Below are 16745 nucleotides of genomic sequence, written 5' to 3'. Positions count from 1 at the left end.
TCGAAAAATACGTCTGGGCAAAGACACGCAAAACTCGCGCCAGGTCACTTCAACCCGTGGAAATCCGCTGTCGCTCGCTGCGATAGAAGCGCCTGACCTCCAGGTACTCTTGCTCGATGCGGTTGATCAGGTCTTCGATGCCGTAGAGCGGCACCTGCCTGACCCGCGTCTCGAGCTGCTGGCACAGGTCGGCCAGCCCGACGGCCCCCATGTTGCTGCTGCTGCCCTTGAAGCTGTGCGCCGCCAGCCCAAGCTCCTTGGCATCCCTGGCCTTGCGCAGCTGCTGCAGGCGCCGCTCGGAGTCCTCGAGAAAAGTTTCCAGCAACTGCAGGTAACCATCCTCCATGACCTCGCGCAGATCGCGCAGGACCTTGTGATCGATATGCATGTCCACCACTTGTTCTCTCCTTGATCAAGCCAGCCTGATTGCACCCATGCCTGCGGCCCTGCCCGGACTCACCATTCGAACTCCACCCGCGCCAGACGACCACCTTCGAGCCATTGCGCCCGCTGCCCCAGGCGCCGCACCAAGTCCAGGCCGCGACCGCTGAACCCCTGATGGGGCGGCAAACGCTCCAGCATGCCGGCCACATCGAACCCCGCCCCGCTGTCACGTACTTCGATCGTCAGACGCCCACCATCGCCCAAGGGTTCAACCACCAGTCCGATGGCGACATAGCCCTCTATCGGGTGTGCCAGGCGCTCACCGCGCAGGCGATAGTATTCGGCAAAGCCCTGGGCATCGCGCTTGAGCTGCGAGTCCAGGCCCAGCACGCCATGCTCCAGGGCATTGGAGTACAGCTCGCTGAGCACACTGTACAACTGGCCGCTACTGGGCCTCAGCCCATGGATCTCCTGCAACAGCTGCACCAGGTAGGGCACCGGATTGAAACGCCTCAGGCTCTCGGCGCGCAACTGGAAATTCAGCGACCACTCAAGCGGGCTCGAGCGACCGCTATCGGAATAGACCACAGGCTGGGGCGCCACACACTCGGGCGAGAGCATACGGATATCGCACAGGCTGATGTCGTCCCGCGACTGCCCACCGAACTGCGCCAGCGCCTGCATGACCTCATCGAACAAGTGCTCCGGTTGCCGATTGGCCGCCAGCACGTCGAGCAAGCGCTGCACACCGAACAGTCGCTCTGCATCGTCACCCGTGTCGACCACGCCATCAGAGAGCAACAACAATCGCTCCCCGACAGACAACGGCAATACCTGGGTGGTGTCGTCAAACTGCTCCGGGGCCAAAATGCCCAGCGGCAGGTGCTGTGAAGGCAGCACCGTCAGCACCTGGCCGTCCGCGGCCAGCCGATAGGCATCGGGCATGCCACCACTCCATAGCTCGACCGTGCCGCGCTGGAAACTCAGGTTGAGCAGCAGTGCGCAACAGAACATGTCCACAGGCAGGATGCGTTTGAGCTTGGCGTTCATCTCTCGCAGCGTCTCGACCAGCCCGTAACCCTTGGCGGTCATGCCATAGAACACTTCCGCCAAGGGCATGGCGCCCACCGCAGCGGGCAAGCCGTGCCCGGTGAAATCCCCCAGCAATACGTGCATGTCGCCGGACGGGGTGAACGCGGCCAGCAGCAGGTCGCCATTGAAGAGGGCGTACGGCGATTGCAGATAACGGATATTTGGCGCATTCAGGCAACCGGAATGAGCGACCTTGTCGAACACCGCCTTGGCCACACGCTGCTCGGCGAGCAGATGATGGTGGTGCCGGGCAATCTCGTCACGCTGGCGCAACACCGTGGCCTGCAACCTGCGCAGGCGGTCCATCGCGCGGATCTTGGCCCCCAGGATCACCGCACTGTAGGGCTTGGCCATGAAATCATCGCCGCCGGCTTCGAGGCACCGCACCAGGGCCTGCTCTTCGTTGAGCGAGGTCAGGAAGATGATTGGCACCAACGCCTCACCCGCCAGCATCTTGATCTGCCGCGCCGCCTCGAAACCATCCATCACCGGCATCATGGCGTCGAGCAACACCAATTGCGGGCGCTGCTCGGCGAACAGCGCCACCGCCTGTTCGCCGTTCTCCGCGGTGAACACCTGATGCCCATGGCGACGGACGATCTGCGCCAGCAGCATGCGGTCGGCGGCACCGTCCTCGGCGACCAGCACGGTCAACGCCTGTTCGGCAGGCATGTCGATGCTCAACTGATATCGAACAGTTTTTCGAAGTTGGAGATGGCCAGGATCTTGCGCACGTCAGGGCTGGCATGGACTACGCGGATGTCCGACTCTTCGCCGCCGACGTGATCACGTAACAACAGCAGCATGCCAAGCGCAGAACTGTCCAGATAGGTGGCCTCTTTCAGGTCGACCACCACGGAGTCGGGGCGCGGACGCTGACGTTCGTAGGCATCGCGAAACTCCTGATGCTTGCCGAAATCGAAACGCCCCTTGACCTTGATCGTCAGCTTCTTCCCGTCCTGTGAGAAATCAGTTTCGACTGCCATGCGAGCGATTCCTTCGATGATGGCGAATGCGACTTCTGAAGGTTTAGCAGCCAGCTTCCCAGGTCGCAAGCTGCGAACCTAGAACTGCCCCTGGCGCGGCAAGCGCTGGGACAGCTCGTCGAGCAGGCGCTGTTCGCGCTTGTCTTCCGCGCGGCGAGCCTCGTCCAGGTAACGTTGCACCAGCTTGCGCAGGCCTTCGACCCGGGCATAGGCCTGCTGCCAGGTGTTGCGGGCATTGTTGAGGTTGTTCTGGTGCCAGACCAGGCTCTGGCGCTGCTGGGTCATCGCAGCCTCGAGCTGCGCCAGGAAGCGCTGGTAGTTGAGCAGCCAGCTGCCATCGACGCCCTGGCCGCCGCGGTTGATCCACTGCGCCTGGTAGCCTTCACGAAACTGTTCGAGCTCGGCCAGCTTGGCCTGGGCCTGGACCACCTGCTGCTGGAAATGCCCCAGACGCTGGGCCGCCTTGCGTTCGGCCTCCTCGGCCATTTCCACCACCGGCGCCAGGCGCGCCGCTCGGCTGGGCTGGGCCATGGCCTATCAGCCTGCCGGCGGCACGAAGATCGCGCCCAGTTGTTCGCGGCTCTGCGCCATACCGACGTTCTCATCCAGGCCCTGGCGCAGGAAATCCACCAGCTTTGGTTGCAGGGCGATGGCAAGATCGGTCTCCGGATCACCACCGGGGACGTAGGCACCGACACTGATCAGGTCGCGGCTCTGCGACAGGCGCGACCACAGCTGCTTGAACTTTTGCGCCTGGCGCAAGTGATCGGGGTCGACCACCTGGGGCATGACCCGGCTGATCGAGGCCTCGATGTCGATGGCCGGATAGTGCCCCTCTTCGGCCAGGCGCCGGGACAGTACGAAGTGACCATCGAGCACGCCACGGGCCGAGTCGGCGATCGGGTCTTGCTGGTCGTCGCCTTCGGACAGCACGGTATAGAACGCGGTGATCGAACCACCGCCCGGCTCGCCATTCCCGGCGCGCTCCACCAGCTTGGGCAACTTGGCGAACACTGAGGGTGGATAGCCGCGGGTGGCCGGCGGCTCGCCAATGGCCAGGGCGATCTCACGCTGGGCCTGGGCGAAACGGGTCAGCGAATCCATCAGCAGCAGGACGTTCTTGCCCTTGTCGCGGAAATACTCGGCGATGCGCGTGCAGTACATCGCCGCCCGCAGGCGCATCAGCGGCGCGTCGTCCGCAGGCGATGCCACCACCACCGAACGCTTGAGCCCTTCCTCACCGAGGATGTGCTCGATGAACTCCTTCACCTCGCGCCCCCGCTCACCGATCAGGCCGACCACGATGATCTCGGCTTCGGTGAAGCGGGTCATCATGCCCAGCAGCACCGACTTACCCACACCGGTACCGGCGAACAGGCCCAGGCGTTGGCCACGGCCGACGGTGAGCAGGCCGTTGATGCTGCGGATACCCACGTCCAGCGGTTGGCTGATGGGGTCGCGGTTGAGCGGGTTGATGATCGGGCCATCCATCGGCACCCAGTCCTCGGCCTTCATCCCGCCCTTGCCATCGAGCGCGCGGCCGGCGCCGTCAAGCACCCGCCCGAGCATGCTCATGCCCATGGGCAGGCGGCCGCTGTCGTCCAGCGGCACCACCCGCGCCCCGGGCGCGATGCCAACGATGCTGCCGACCGGCATGAGGAACACCTTGCCTGCGGCGAAGCCCATCACTTCGGCCTCGACCTGCACCGGGTGGTAGCTGTCGTCGTTGATCACCAGGCAGCGGCTGCCGACTGCGGCACGCAGGCCTTCAGCTTCGAGCGTGAGGCCGACCATGCGCAGCAGTCGGCCTTCGACCACCGGCTGGTCTGGCAGCTTCACCGCCTCGGCATACCCTTCCAGGCGCTTGCCGAAGCTGGTGCGTTCAAGGCGCATCGTGTTCACCCGCCGGCTCATCCAGCTCGAGGGTGATATCCGCCGCGGCCGGGTGCAAGGAATGGTCGTGAGACTGCTCGAACAGCTGCGCCACGGCTTTCTCGATGCGCGTCTCCATGGTCGCGTCGATGCGGCTGTGGGCGGTTTCGATGCGGCAACCGCCTGGCAGCAAGGCCTCGTCCTCAAGCAGCTTCCAGTTTTCCTCGTGGCGCTCGCGCAACGCTTTGGCCAGTTCGAAATCCTGGGGATTGAGATGGATGCGAATGTTGTCGGCGCCCATTGGCAACAGCTTCAGGGCTTCGCGCAGCACATGGGTAATCTGGCTGGAATCGCTGCGCAATTCGCGGCCGATGACCTGGCGGGCCATGTGTGCGACCAGGTGCACCATGCCCTTTTCGATCAGGGTGTCCTGCTCGGCGATCGGCTCGAACAAGTGCCGCATCACCTGCTCCAGGCTGGCCAGCTTGGCCGCCAGGGCCACTTCGGCTTCCTGGCGCACCTTGAGCTGGGTGCTGTGGAAGCCTTCGCGCTCACCGGTAGCGAAGCCTTCGTTGTAGGCCTCCTGGCGGATGGCTTCGAGCTCTTCGAGGGTCAGCGGCTGGACTTCTTCCAGCGGTACCTCTTCGACTTCTTCTTCGACGACTTCCGGTTCGGGCTCGGGTTCAGGCTCCGGTTCAGGGTCGAAGCTGGGCAGCGCCCAGACATCGACGCCCTCGAGGTCGCGGGCGCGAATCAGGTCGCTGGGATGTTCTTTGGTGGACATGCTGTGAGCTTCTCGAGAACCTTTACAGGTCCCTGTGGGAGCGGGCTTGCCCCGCGATGGCTTGTGTCCTGGCAATCTTTCTCGCCGACTCGGACGTCATCGCGGGGCAAGCCCGCACCCACAGGGGCGGCACCAGTCGCTGGCTTAAATCATTTCCTCGGCACCCTTGCCGCCGAGCACGATCTCGCCGGCCTCGGCCATACGGCGGGCGATGGTGAGGATTTCCTTCTGCGCCGTTTCCACGTCGCTGACCCGTACCGGGCCCTTGGCTTCGAGGTCGTCGCGCAGCAGCTCCGAGGCACGCTTGGACATGTTCTTGAAGATCTTGTCCTTGACGCGTTCGTCGGCGCCCTTGAGCGACACCACCAGCACGTCCGAGGATACCTCGCGCAGCAGCGCCTGGATGCCACGGTCGTCGACATCGGCCAGGTTGTTGAAGACGAACATCAGGTCTTCGATCTGCTCCGACAGGTCGCTGTCGATCTCGCGGATCGCATCCATCAGTGCACCTTCCACGGAGCTGTCGAGGAAGTTCATGATGTCGGCGGCACGCTTGATGCCGCCCAAGGTGGTGCGCGCGGCGTTGGAGTTGCCGGAGAACTGCTTCTCGAGGATCTGGTTGAGTTCCTTGAGCGCCGCTGGCTGTACGGTGTTGAGCGACGACACGCGCAGGACGATGTCCAGGCGCACCTTGTGGTCGAAGTTGCTCAGTACTTCACCGGCCTGGTCGGGGTCGAGGTAGGCGACGACGATGGCCTGGATCTGCGGGTGCTCGTAGCGGATGACGTCGGCCACGGCGCGCGGCTCCATCCACTTGAGGCTGTCCAGACCGCTGGTGTTGCCACCGAGCAGGATGCGGTCGATCAGGCCGTTGGCCTTGTCCTCGCCGAGGGCCTGGTTGAGCATCTTGCGAATGTAGCCATCGGAACCGACGCCCAGGCTGGTCTGGTCGCCGACGATCTCGACGAACTCGCTCATCACCTGCTCGACCTGCTCGCGATGGACGTTGCCCATCTGCGCCATGGCCACACCAACCCGCTGCACTTCCTTGGGCCCCATGTGGCGCAGGACTTGCGCGGCGTCGGTCTCACCGAGCGAGAGCAGGAGGATCGCCGCCTTGTCGACGCGGCTCAGCTTGGCGGTAATGGCTCGATTATCACTCATCGGCGTTGATCCACTCTTTCACGACCTGGGCCACGCGGCCCGGGTCTTCGGCCACCAGGCCCTTGATTGCGTTGAGCTGTGCCTCGTAACCCTCGCTCGGGCTCGGCAACAGAATGCTTGTCGGGCCACCCAGGCTGACGCGGTCGTTGGCCAGTTCGCCATCCAGACCGATCATGCCGCCCAGCTCCATGTCGCTATCCGAGGCAGCCTGCTTGCCGCCACCTGTAATGTTGTTGAGCACCGGGCGCAACACGCCGAACACCAGCACCAGGATGAACACCACGCCCAGCACCTGCTTGATGATGTCCCAGAACCACGGCTGCGAGTAGAACGGAATATCGACCAGCTCGTCGCCACGGTCGGCGGCGAACGGTACGTTGATCACGGTGACGCTGTCGCCACGGCTGGCATCGAAGCCTACCGCGTCCTGCACCAACCGCGTGAAGCGTGCCAGGTCCTCGGCGCCCCATGGGGTGCGGGTGGCCTCTCCGGTGGCAGCGTCGAGCTTGACCTGGTCGTCCACCACCACCGCCACCGACAGGCGGGTCAGGCGACCCTGCTGCTGGCGGGTGTGGCTGATGGAGCGGTCCAGCTCGAAATTCTTGGTGCTCTGCTGACGCTTGTCGCTCGGGTACGGCGCGAGCATCGGCTGGCCGGTGGCCGGGTCCATGATCTGCTGGCCGTTGGCATCCACCAGTGGCTGGCCGGGCTGGATGGCGCCGGCGGGCGTCGCACCGGCGGTGGCATTCTCAGGCGCCGAGGCACCCGCTGGCGGTTGGTTGCTCAGCGCCCCTGGCACACCCTGCGGGCCTTGGCTGCTGGCGCGCTGTTCGTTGACCGACTGCTCGCTGCGCAGGGCTGGCTGGTCGGGGTTGAACTGTTCGGAGGTGGACTCGACGGCACTGAAGTCGACGTCGGTCGACACTTCGGCCTTGTAGCGGTCGTTGCCCAGCACCGGCTGCAGGATGTTGTGCACACGCTGGGTGAGCATGCCTTCCATGCGACGGCTGTAGTCGAACTGCTTGCCGGCCATGGTCAGGGCGGTGTCCTGCAACTGTTCGGAAAGCAGGTTGCCTTTCTGGTCGACCACGGTCACCTGCGACTTGTCCAGCTCCGGAACGCTGGTGGCCACGAGGTTGACGATCGCCATCACCTGCCCGGCTTCCAGGGTGCGGCCCGGGTACAGCTCGACCAGTACCGAGGCACTGGGCTTGCGCTCGTCGCGCACGAACACCGAGCTTTTCGGGATCGCCAGGTGCACACGAGCAGCCTTGACGTTGTTGAGGCTGGAAACGGTGCGCGCCAGCTCACCCTCCAGGCTGCGGCGATACCGGGTGGCTTCCATGAACTGGCTGGTGCCCAGGCCCTGCTCCTTGTCGAGCAGCTCGAAGCCGACGTTGCCGTCGCTCGGCGCTACCCCGGCGGCGGCGAGTTTCAGGCGCGCACGGGAGAGGTCGTCGGCCTTGACCAGCAACGCGCCGGAATTCGGTTCCACGCGGTAGGGGATATCGGCGGCGGTGAGCGAGTCGATCACCTGCTTGGTGTCCATGCCTGCCAGGCTGCCGTACAGCGGCCGGTAGTCCGGCTGCTGCGACCAGAGCACCACGGCGAAGCCGATGGCCACGCTGGCGGCCAGGCCGACCAGCAGGCCGACCTGACGCAGCATGGGCATCTGCGAGATGTTTTCCAGGAACGACATGCCGAACAGCGGCGGCTTGGCTGCTGGCGGGCCACTCTTGGCGGGTGCGTTATCGACGACTGCTTCGGCCATGACTCAATCTCGCCCTTATACCGGCATCTGCATGATGTCCTGGTACGCCTGCACCAGCTTGTTACGTACCTGGGTCAACGCCTGGAACGACACCGAGGCCTTCTGCGAGGCGATCATCACGTCGGTCAGGTCGACACCGCTCTTGCCGATCTCGAAGGCGCTGGACAATTGCGTGGAGGCCTGCTGCACATCGCTCACCTTGCCGATGGCCTGGCCGAGCATGTCGGCGAAGCTGCTCTGCCCGGGCGCCAGCTCGGGGGCAGCGGCGGTTTTCGGCAGGGACATGGCATCGGCCTGCATGGCACGCATGTCCAACATCAGACGATTGAATTCAACACCTTGGGTCATGGACTTCTCTCTCCGGCGGCCGCATTTTTTTGACACTCATGCGGCAGATGAGCTGGTGCTAGCAAGAGCAGTGCCAGCCAGCGCAAAGAACACTGAAAATGGCGCCTCAGCCGAATAGGTTGGCCTCGACATCGAAGCCGGCGTCGCGCATTTGCGCCAGCTTGTAGCGCAGGGTACGCGGGCTGATCCCCAGCCGCTCGGCGGCCTCTTTGCGCCGCCCGCGCTCGGCCCGCAGGGTGTCGATGATCATCTGGTACTCATGGCGGCGCATGTCGTCACCCAGCCCGCCCGTTTCGGCCGCCGCCTCACCCACCGGGGGCGCCATCGTGACCGGTACCGACGCCGACAATGGAATGGCACCTGCCAGACAGAAATCCGCCGCCTCGATCACCCCGCCCTGCTGCAGGATCAGCGCGCGCTGCAACGCGTTGTCCAGTTCGCGCACATTACCCGGCCAGGCATAGGCCTGCAGGCAGGCGCGCGCATCGGCGGACAGCCGCACCGGGGCATGTTTCATCTTGCCGACATGGCGCGCCAGCAGGCGCTCGGCCAACGGCAGAATATCGCCGGGACGCTCACGCAGGGCGTGCCAGGCGAGCGGGAAGACCGACAGGCGATAAAACAGGTCCTCTCGGAAGCGCCCCGCCGCCACTTCGCCTACCAGGTCTCGGTTGGTCGTGGCCAGCACGCGGATGTCGAGCGCGATCGGCTTACGCCCGCCGACCCGCTCCACCTCGCGCTCCTGCAGCACACGCAGCAACTTGGCCTGGAGCCCCAGCGGCATTTCGGATATCTCGTCGAGCAACAAGGTGCCACCCTCGGCTTGCTCGAACTTGCCGGCCTGGGCGGCAATGGCGCCGGTGAACGCACCTTTCTCATGACCGAACAGCGTGGCCTCGAGCATGTTGTCGGGAATGGCCGCGCAATTGATCGCCACGAACGGCGCCGCTGCGCGCGACGACTGCTGGTGGATGTAGCGCGCCAGCACCTCCTTGCCGGTACCCGACTCACCCGAGATCAACACCGTTGAATCGCTGCGCGCCACCCGCGCCGCCAGCTCCAGCAACTGCCGACTGGCCGGCTCGCAAGCGACCGGACCTTCGTCGCTCGCAGCATCCAGATGCCCGGCGGCATGGCGCTCAACAAGGCTGATCAGCGCACTGGGCTCGAACGGCTTGACCAAGTAGTCCACCGCGCCCTGGCGCATGGCATCCACCGCCCGTTCCACCGCCGCGTGCGCAGTCATCAGCAACACCGGCAGGTGCGGATGGTGACGCCCCAGTTGCGCCAACAACTGGTGCCCGTCCATCCCCGGCATGTTCACATCGCTGACCACCAGGCTGAACGGCTCGCTGGCGACCGCTTGCAGCGCTTCTTCGGCCGAGCCCACCGCGCGGTGCGCAAAACCACCGATTTCCAGGGTGTCGACCAACGCCTGGCGCAGGGTGCGATCATCCTCCACCAACAGCACTTTGACCTCCATCACACCCCCTCCTGCGACGCGGCGCCGATCAGTGGCAGGACTACATAAGCACAGGTGCCACGCCCTGGCTTCGAACGCAGGCGCAAGCTGCCCTGGTGGGCTCGCGCCACCGCCTGGACCACGGCCAGGCCCAGGCCGGTGCCCGTGGCCTTGGTGGTCAGGAAGGGTTCACCCAGGCGCGCCAGCAGCCCTGGCTCAACCCCGGCGCCGGCGTCACTGACGCACAGGTGCAGATTCTGTTCACGACGATACAGGTGCACCTTCAGGCGCGCCGGCTCGGGGCTGGCCTGCAGGGCATTGTCGATGAGGTTGAGCAAGGCGCCGACCAGGGTGTCGCGATTGCACAGCAACTCCCCCAGGTGCGTATCGCATTGCCAGCGCACCGCATGCCCCTGCACATGTACCTGCGCCGCTTGCTGCAAGGCCTGGAACAAGGCCTTGGGGGTCAGCCGGTCGCCCAACGGCAGCTCGCCGCGGGCGAACACCAACATGTCACGCACCTGATGCTCCAGCTCATGCAGGCGCTCTTTCAGGCTGCCGGCGAAGCGCAGGCGCGTTTCTGGCGGCAGGTTCCTTTCGCCATCAGCCAGGTGACTGGCGTAGAGCATGGCCGCCGACAGCGGCGTGCGAATCTGGTGGGCCAGCGATGCCACCATGCGCCCCAAGGACGACAGACGCTCATGACGTGCCAACTGGTCCTGCAAGCGACGGGTTTCGGTGAGATCGGTCAACAGCACCAGTTGCCCGGGCTCGGCATCCAGTGAACGCGTGGCGATCGACAATCGCCGACCATCGCGCAGCGACACCTCATGACCGTCATCCTCGCGCGGCGCGAAACTGCGCGCGATCACATGGCGCCACAGCTGGCCGAGCAGCGGCTCGCCCAGCAGCTCGCATGCCGCCGGGTTGGCCTCACAGACATGGCCCTGTGCATCGATCACGATCACCCCGCCCGGGAGCAGGTCCAGCAAGTTCTGCAAACGATTGGCCAGGCGCTCCTTCTCATCCAGCTCGGCCATGCGCTGGGCACTGACCACGGCCAGCTCGCCCTTGAGCTCGCTGACGCGCGCCTCGAGCATGCTGTACGACTCGTTGAGCTGGGAGGAAACCTGACTGAACAAGGCGAACGCCTGTTCAAGGCCCAGTCGGCTCTCCTGCTCGACCGGGGTGCGCCCCTGCGGATCGGGGGCTCGGGAAATCTGGGCGGCCTGGGGCATCGTGCTCTCTCGCGTGGCTGACCGTCAAAAACGGTGTGTTGCCTGCGTCATAGCAATAGACGTGCCGGAGACCGTCTCGAAAACCGCGCGCACGCTGCATGATTTGCGGTGAAAGCCGCTGAAGACGGGGCCTGGCGCCCCTTTGAAAGGTAGGGATATTGAGTTCGCGAGGCCCTCCCTGGGCCTCGACGAATCGTACAGGCGTCAATCCTCCGCCTGGTCCTCGCCGCCCTGACGGCTCATGCCGTACTTGCGCATCTTCTCCACCAAGGTGGTGCGGCGAATGCGCAAGCGCTCGGCGGCACGGGCCACGATGCCATTGGCATCGTCCAGTGCCTGCTGGATCAAGCCCTGCTCGAGGTTACCAAGATAGTCCTTCAGATCCAGCCCTTCAGGTGGCAGCATGGCCTGGCCGGCAAAGCCGGGCGCATGGCCATTGATCGCAACCCGCTCCTCGAGGTCGTTGCGCAGGCTGTCCACCAACTGCTCGTCCTCGTCGTCGACGTAACGGAATTTCTTGGGTAGCTCGGACACACCGATGACCCCATAGGGGTGCATGATCGCCATGCGCTCCACCAGGTTGGCCAGCTCCCGCACGTTGCCCGGCCAGCCATGCCGGCACAGCGACATGATCGACGCCGAGTTGAAACGGATCGAGCCGCGCTTCTCGTGCTCCATGCGTGAGATCAGCTCGTTCATCAGCAGCGGGATGTCCTCGACGCGCTCACGCAACGGCGCCATCTCGATGGGGAAGACGTTGAGGCGGTAGTAGAGGTCCTCGCGGAACGTCCCATCCTCGATCATGGTTTCGAGGTTCTTGTGGGTCGCGGCGATGATGCGCACATCGATGCTCTGGGTCTTGTTGCTGCCCACCCGTTCGAAGGTGCGCTCCTGCAGCACCCGCAGCAGCTTGACCTGCATGGGCAGCGGCATGTCGCCGATCTCGTCGAGGAACAGCGTGCCGCCATTGGCCAGCTCGAAACGCCCGGCGCGGCTGGTGATCGCCCCGGTGAAGGCGCCCTTTTCATGACCAAACAGCTCGCTTTCGAGCAGCTCCGCCGGAATCGCCCCACAGTTGACCGGCACGAACGGCGCTTCGCGGCGCTTGGAGTGGTAGTGCAGGTTACGCGCGACCACCTCCTTACCCGTGCCGGACTCGCCGAGGATGAGCACGCTGGCATCGGTGTCGGCCACCTGCTGCATCATCTGCCGCACGTGCTGGATGGCACGGCTGGTGCCGACCAGGCTGCGGAACAGGTTGGGTTCGCGCTGACGACCGCGCTCGCGCGCCTGGTCATACATTTCGCGATAGACCTGGGCACGGTGCAGCGAATCGAGCAATTGGCTGTAGCTGGGTGGCATCTCGAGGTTGGAGAGTACGCGCCGGCGCAATTCTTCGGGGAATTCCGCGGAAGAAATTTCACCCAAAAGCAGCACCGGAAGGAACTCATCCCACGCAGCCACTGTCTTAAGCAGCCCAAGCACATTGGCTGGAGCATTGACGGTCCCGATCAGCACGCAGAGCACTTCGCGGCTCGACGACAATGATTCGACCACGTGCTGCCAGTCATGGCTGGAGCACGGAAGGTTTTCTTCGCCGAGGAAATTCAGGACCACCGCCAGATCGCGGCGGCGGGCGCTGTCGTCATCGATCAGGAGAATCTTGGTTTCACGCCACATGCAATAGCAACTTCCCTAGTCATATCGGCGCCCATGGGGCGTGTTCGACATCATTCCGACTGAATGGTCAGCGTTCGGACGTCTGAAATTCGAAAACAGCCACTAGTTAAGTCAAAAATCAGCGCACAGTCAAATTAATGGCGCACTGATTCTTGTGTCATCTGTGGTTACGAGAACAGATGGTATACCTTTGCGGCGTTTTCCGCCTGACGGATCTGCGACATCTCGTCGACTATCGATTGACGCTCGCCACTTGCAACCTCGATCAACTGCCGATAAACGCCCAGCAATTGCTCGAGGCTGCCGCGCACGGCCGCCTCATTGGAGGACGCCTCGGCCAGCACATCCTCGACACACACACGACACTCAAGGTCGAGCTCACCGACCGCGTCCCAGTCACGGCTGGCCAACGCGGCCATCAGGGCCTCGCGCGTCTGCTCGATACGCTCGATCACTTCGCTCATGACACTCTCCTGAATCAGGATTCCGGCTGCTGTTCGCCGATCGCGTCCCAGCCTTCCTTGACGGTGATCAGCAGGCGCGCCACTTCGTCGATGATCGCCGGGTCGCTCTTGACATTGGCCTCGATCAGGCGACGGCTCATGTAGGTGTACAGGTTGTCCAGCTCGGTCAGGCTGTCGGCATGGTTCTCAAGATCCAGGCCTTCGCGCAGGCCGCCGATGATATCGATGGCCTTGCCGATCAGGATGCCCTTCTGGGGGACGTCGTTGCGCGCTATCGCGCCCTTGGCCTGGGCCAGGCGGTCGAGACCACCCTGCATGAGCATCTGCACCAGACGGTGCGGGCTGGCTTCGGAAGTCTGCGCCACGCCGTTGACTTTCTGGTATTGCCGAAGGGCCAACATGGGGTTCATGGATCTACCTCGTTGCAGCGAAAAAGGTTGCGTATACCCGCTGTATCGCCGCGCTGTCAAAAAACTTTAGCGGCAAAGCAAAAAGCCCGGGGCATCGATGGACGCCCCGGGCTTTGTCTTCAACCGTCGATCAGGATTTCTTGGCCTGAGCGTTGAGCGCATCGAAGATCGAGGTGATCTGGTCAGCCTGGGCCTTCATCTTGCCCAAGGCAGCATCGAGCGCCACATACTTGCGCGTCAGCGACTCGGTGAGCCCTTCGGCGCGACGGTCCAGGGCCGCCTTCTGGTCGGCAAGGTTCTTGGCCGCCTTGTCCAGGTTGCCCTTGCGGGTGTCGAGGGCACCACCAGTCGAATTGTACGGGTCGATGGCCTTGTTCATGCGCTCGAACACGCCATTGGTACCGGTGAACAGCTGCTGGATCTCAGGGCCGAGCTTCTTGTCGTTCATGGCCGTGTTGAACTTGACGCTGTTGAACTCCAGCGTGCCGTCCTTCTGGGTGTTGATACCCAGCTGGCTGAGCGTGGTGAGCTTGTCACCGGCACCGGTCTCGGACAGCACCTTGCGCACATCGGCCAGCAGCGAACGCGTGGTCGGGTCGTTGGTCAGCGGACCAAGGGACAATTTGTCGTTTTCGTCACGAGAAGTCGCAGTCAGCGAGGTGACCGCCTTCTGCAGCGTGTTGTAGGCATCGACGAAGGACTGCACGGACTTCTTCAGACCCTCATTGTCCGCCGCAACGGTGACCTTGGTGCTGGAAGTAATGTTGCCACCGGAGTCTTTCGGCGAAGCACCTGTCAGCTCCAGGGTAAGACCACTGACGGCATTGCTGACGGTATTGGTAGCACTGGTAAGCGCCAGACCATCGATGGAGAACTTCGCATCCTGCGCCTTGGCGCTGATGAAGCCCGCACCGCTGCCACTCATCTGCTGAGTGCCATTGATTGCCAGCTCGGGGATACCGCTGACCGAGATATCGCTACCGGCACCGGTGGTGGTGGAGCCGAACACCAGCCGTGCACCACCCGCCTCGTTGACAATGTTGGCGGTGATGCCATTGACACTCATTTCTTTGTTGATCTGATCACGTACGCTCTGCAGGGTCGCACCCGCAGCAACGTTGATCTTGTAGTCCTTGCCGTTCTGGCTGATGGTCATCTCACCGGCCGAGATGACCGAGGTGGCACCGCCGACGAACTGCTTGCTGGCGACCTTGGAACTGGTGGCCAGCTGATCGACCTTGATGTCGTAGCTGCCCGCGACCGCGGTGTTGCTCGACTTGATCTTGACCACGTTCTCGTTGGCGGAGGTGCCTGCGAACGCGTTGAAGGATGGCGCATCCTTATCGTTGAGCTTCTTCATGGCATCCTGGAACGCCGTCAGGGCGCTACGCAGGGAGCCGATACCCGAGATCATCGCCGAGTTGTTGTTGGTCTGGCGAGCGATCTGGTTCGCCTTGGCCGACGTGTCGGCGTTGACCAGTACCTTGACGATATTGGTGATGTCGAGTCCCGAGCCCAGGCCCGTGCTGGAAGTAAGTGGGCTTGCCATGCTGTTATCCCTCTCGTAAACGCGTCAGTCCTGCTCCTGCAGGCCGACATGGATCACGCCATTGATGTTCGCCGCCGGTCAGACCTTGGCGTCGAACAGAACACTTTTGACATCGCTCAGGCTATGGGCGATCCGCAGGGCCTCTTCCGAGGGTAGCTGGCGAATCAGCTCACCGGTTTCACTGGCGATGACCTTGACGACAATCTTGCCGGATTCTTCGTCGGTGGAGAACTCCAGGTTACGCTGGGTCTCCTTCAGAAACTTTTCAATCTCCGCGACGGCATGCTTGACCTTGTCGGCGTCCTGCACCTTGACCGGGTCCTGCTTCTTTTCGCCATCACCGAAGGCATCAGCCGCCCGGGCAACCGGCTTTTCGGTAACCTGCTCGGCCGAACGTGCGGCCGGGTAAGACAGGTTCAGCTTGACGCTCATGTCCATGTCTACCACCTCACAATGAAAAGGCGGGGAAGTGCCTGGACAGCACTCCCCCGCCATCAGCTATCAGGCAGATTAGCCCAGCAGCTTCAGGACTGCCGATGGCAGCTGGTTGGCCTGAGCCAGAACCGAGGTCGAAGCTTGCTGCAGGGTCTGCTGCTTGGTCAGCTGTGCAGTTTCCGAAGCGAAGTCGGTATCCTGTACGCGGCCACGAGCGGCTTCGGCGTTTTCGTTGATGTTCTGCAGGTTGTTGATGGTGCTGGTCAGACGGTTCTGAGCGGCACCCAGGTCAGCACGGCTGGTGTTGATCTTCTGCAGGGCGTTGTCGATGGCCGAAACAGCGGCGCTGAAGCTGGCTTCGGCGTCGGACGAAGTGGCACCGGTGATGGTGATGGCGCTGGTAACACCCAGGTCGCTGGCGGTGAACTTGGCGCTCAGGTCGATGGAGATCTGGTTGGAAGCGCCAGTGTTGGAACCAACCTGGAAGGTCATGGTGCTAGCGGAACCGTCCAGCAGGTTCTTGCCGTTCAGCTGGGTGCTGTTGGCGATACGGGTCAGTTCCGAAGCCATCGACTGGAACTCTTTGTTCAGAGCGTCACGGTCGTTCGAGCTGTTGGAGTCGTTTCGCGACTGGACAGCCAGTTCACGCATACGCTGCAGAATGTTGGTCTGCTCTTGCATCGCGCCTTCAGCGGTCTGGGCGATGGAGATACCGTCGTTGGCGTTCTTGATAGCCATGGTCTGACCACGGATCTGCGAGGTCATGCGGGTAGCGATCTGCAGGCCGGCGGCGTCGTCTTTGGCGCTGTTGATTTTCAGGCCGGAGGACAGACGGGTCATCGAAGTGCTGAGTGCGTCGGAAGCACGGTTCAGGTTCTTCTGAACGCCCAGAGAGGTGGTGTTGGTGTTAACGGTCAAAGCCATGACGAATTCCTCGTTGGATTGGGTACTACGGCTTCCGGCCTTGGCAATTCGCCGGGTAGGTGGCCTAGAGAACCTTCGTAATGTTTATCGTCGTCAGGGCAGTTTGCTTTAGGGCGAATTCTCAATTTTTTTGCTGGCATCCTGCCACCCCAATGAAATCAGGGGTTTGACGCCAAATTCCC

At 63.2% G+C, this 16745-nt stretch carries 17 protein-coding genes; all 17 read right to left on the bottom strand.

Annotation, left to right across the window (positions count from 1 at the left end):
- Positions 1-49: 49 nt before the first annotated feature.
- The 17 genes from IX761_RS02800 to IX761_RS02720 all read right to left on the bottom strand — a co-directional run bounded on the left by IX761_RS02800 (position 50) and on the right by IX761_RS02720 (position 16563).
- Complete coding sequence (locus IX761_RS02800) at positions 50-397, bottom strand: Hpt domain-containing protein (protein WP_194788041.1); 348 nt, start codon at positions 395-397, stop codon at positions 50-52.
- Between the two features lie 59 nt (positions 398-456).
- Positions 457-2148: a fused response regulator/phosphatase gene (locus tag IX761_RS02795; RefSeq protein WP_194788038.1), complete on the bottom strand. Its 1692-nt coding sequence runs from the start codon at positions 2146-2148 to the stop codon at positions 457-459.
- Between the two features lie 8 nt (positions 2149-2156).
- The gene (locus tag IX761_RS02790; RefSeq protein ID WP_104445088.1) at positions 2157-2462 is read right to left on the bottom strand and encodes an STAS domain-containing protein; all 306 of its coding nucleotides are present in this window, start codon (positions 2460-2462) and stop codon (positions 2157-2159) included.
- Between the two features lie 78 nt (positions 2463-2540).
- Positions 2541-2993: a flagellar export protein FliJ gene (gene fliJ, locus IX761_RS02785; RefSeq protein WP_194788035.1), complete on the bottom strand. Its 453-nt coding sequence runs from the start codon at positions 2991-2993 to the stop codon at positions 2541-2543.
- A 6-nt stretch (positions 2994-2999) separates the two neighbouring features.
- Positions 3000-4355 (bottom strand): flagellar protein export ATPase FliI, encoded by a 1356-nt coding sequence (fliI, locus tag IX761_RS02780; protein ID WP_194788031.1) that lies wholly within the window; start codon positions 4353-4355, stop codon positions 3000-3002.
- On the bottom strand, positions 4345-5118 hold the full coding sequence (gene fliH / locus IX761_RS02775) for a flagellar assembly protein FliH (protein WP_194788028.1): 774 nt from the start codon (positions 5116-5118) through the stop codon (positions 4345-4347). Before fliH ends, fliI begins: the two co-directional genes overlap by 11 nt.
- Before the next feature lie 144 nt (positions 5119-5262).
- Positions 5263-6282 carry a flagellar motor switch protein FliG gene (gene fliG / locus IX761_RS02770; RefSeq protein WP_028692791.1) on the bottom strand — a complete coding sequence of 340 codons (1020 nt, stop codon included), beginning with the start codon at positions 6280-6282 and terminating at the stop codon, positions 5263-5265.
- Complete coding sequence (fliF, locus tag IX761_RS02765) at positions 6275-8053, bottom strand: flagellar basal-body MS-ring/collar protein FliF (protein ID WP_194788025.1); 1779 nt, start codon at positions 8051-8053, stop codon at positions 6275-6277. The genes fliG and fliF overlap by 8 nt, the downstream gene beginning before the upstream one ends.
- Positions 8054-8068: 15 nt before the next feature.
- On the bottom strand, positions 8069-8401 hold the full coding sequence (gene fliE, locus IX761_RS02760; protein WP_194788022.1) for a flagellar hook-basal body complex protein FliE: 333 nt from the start codon (positions 8399-8401) through the stop codon (positions 8069-8071).
- A gap of 106 nt (positions 8402-8507) precedes the next feature.
- A complete protein-coding gene (locus tag IX761_RS02755) occupies positions 8508-9884 on the bottom strand; it encodes a sigma-54-dependent transcriptional regulator (protein ID WP_194788019.1) in 1377 nt (458 codons plus the stop codon).
- On the bottom strand, positions 9884-11101 hold the full coding sequence (locus IX761_RS02750; protein ID WP_194788017.1) for a sensor histidine kinase: 1218 nt from the start codon (positions 11099-11101) through the stop codon (positions 9884-9886). Before IX761_RS02750 ends, IX761_RS02755 begins: the two co-directional genes overlap by 1 nt.
- A gap of 204 nt (positions 11102-11305) precedes the next feature.
- Positions 11306-12781, bottom strand: a complete 1476-nt coding sequence (fleQ, locus tag IX761_RS02745) for a transcriptional regulator FleQ (RefSeq protein ID WP_194788016.1) — start codon at positions 12779-12781, stop codon at positions 11306-11308.
- Between the two features lie 167 nt (positions 12782-12948).
- The gene (gene fliT / locus IX761_RS02740) at positions 12949-13245 is read right to left on the bottom strand and encodes a flagellar protein FliT (RefSeq protein WP_194788014.1); all 297 of its coding nucleotides are present in this window, start codon (positions 13243-13245) and stop codon (positions 12949-12951) included.
- A gap of 14 nt (positions 13246-13259) precedes the next feature.
- Positions 13260-13655 (bottom strand): flagellar export chaperone FliS, encoded by a 396-nt coding sequence (gene fliS, locus IX761_RS02735; protein WP_194788013.1) that lies wholly within the window; start codon positions 13653-13655, stop codon positions 13260-13262.
- Positions 13656-13785: 130 nt separating this feature from the next.
- Complete coding sequence (gene fliD / locus IX761_RS02730) at positions 13786-15204, bottom strand: flagellar filament capping protein FliD (RefSeq protein WP_194788011.1); 1419 nt, start codon at positions 15202-15204, stop codon at positions 13786-13788.
- Positions 15205-15282: 78 nt separating this feature from the next.
- Positions 15283-15642, bottom strand: coding sequence for a flagellar protein FlaG (locus IX761_RS02725; protein WP_194788010.1), 360 nt, complete (start codon positions 15640-15642; stop codon positions 15283-15285).
- A 72-nt stretch (positions 15643-15714) separates the two neighbouring features.
- The gene (locus IX761_RS02720) at positions 15715-16563 is read right to left on the bottom strand and encodes a flagellin domain-containing protein (protein ID WP_194788009.1); all 849 of its coding nucleotides are present in this window, start codon (positions 16561-16563) and stop codon (positions 15715-15717) included.
- Between the last annotated feature and the right edge of the window lie 182 nt (positions 16564-16745).

The sequence above is a fragment of the Pseudomonas sp. UFMG81 genome, assembly GCF_015354575.1.
Lineage (GTDB): Bacteria > Pseudomonadota > Gammaproteobacteria > Pseudomonadales > Pseudomonadaceae > Aquipseudomonas.
This window is presented reverse-complemented; position numbering and strand designations above follow the sequence as displayed.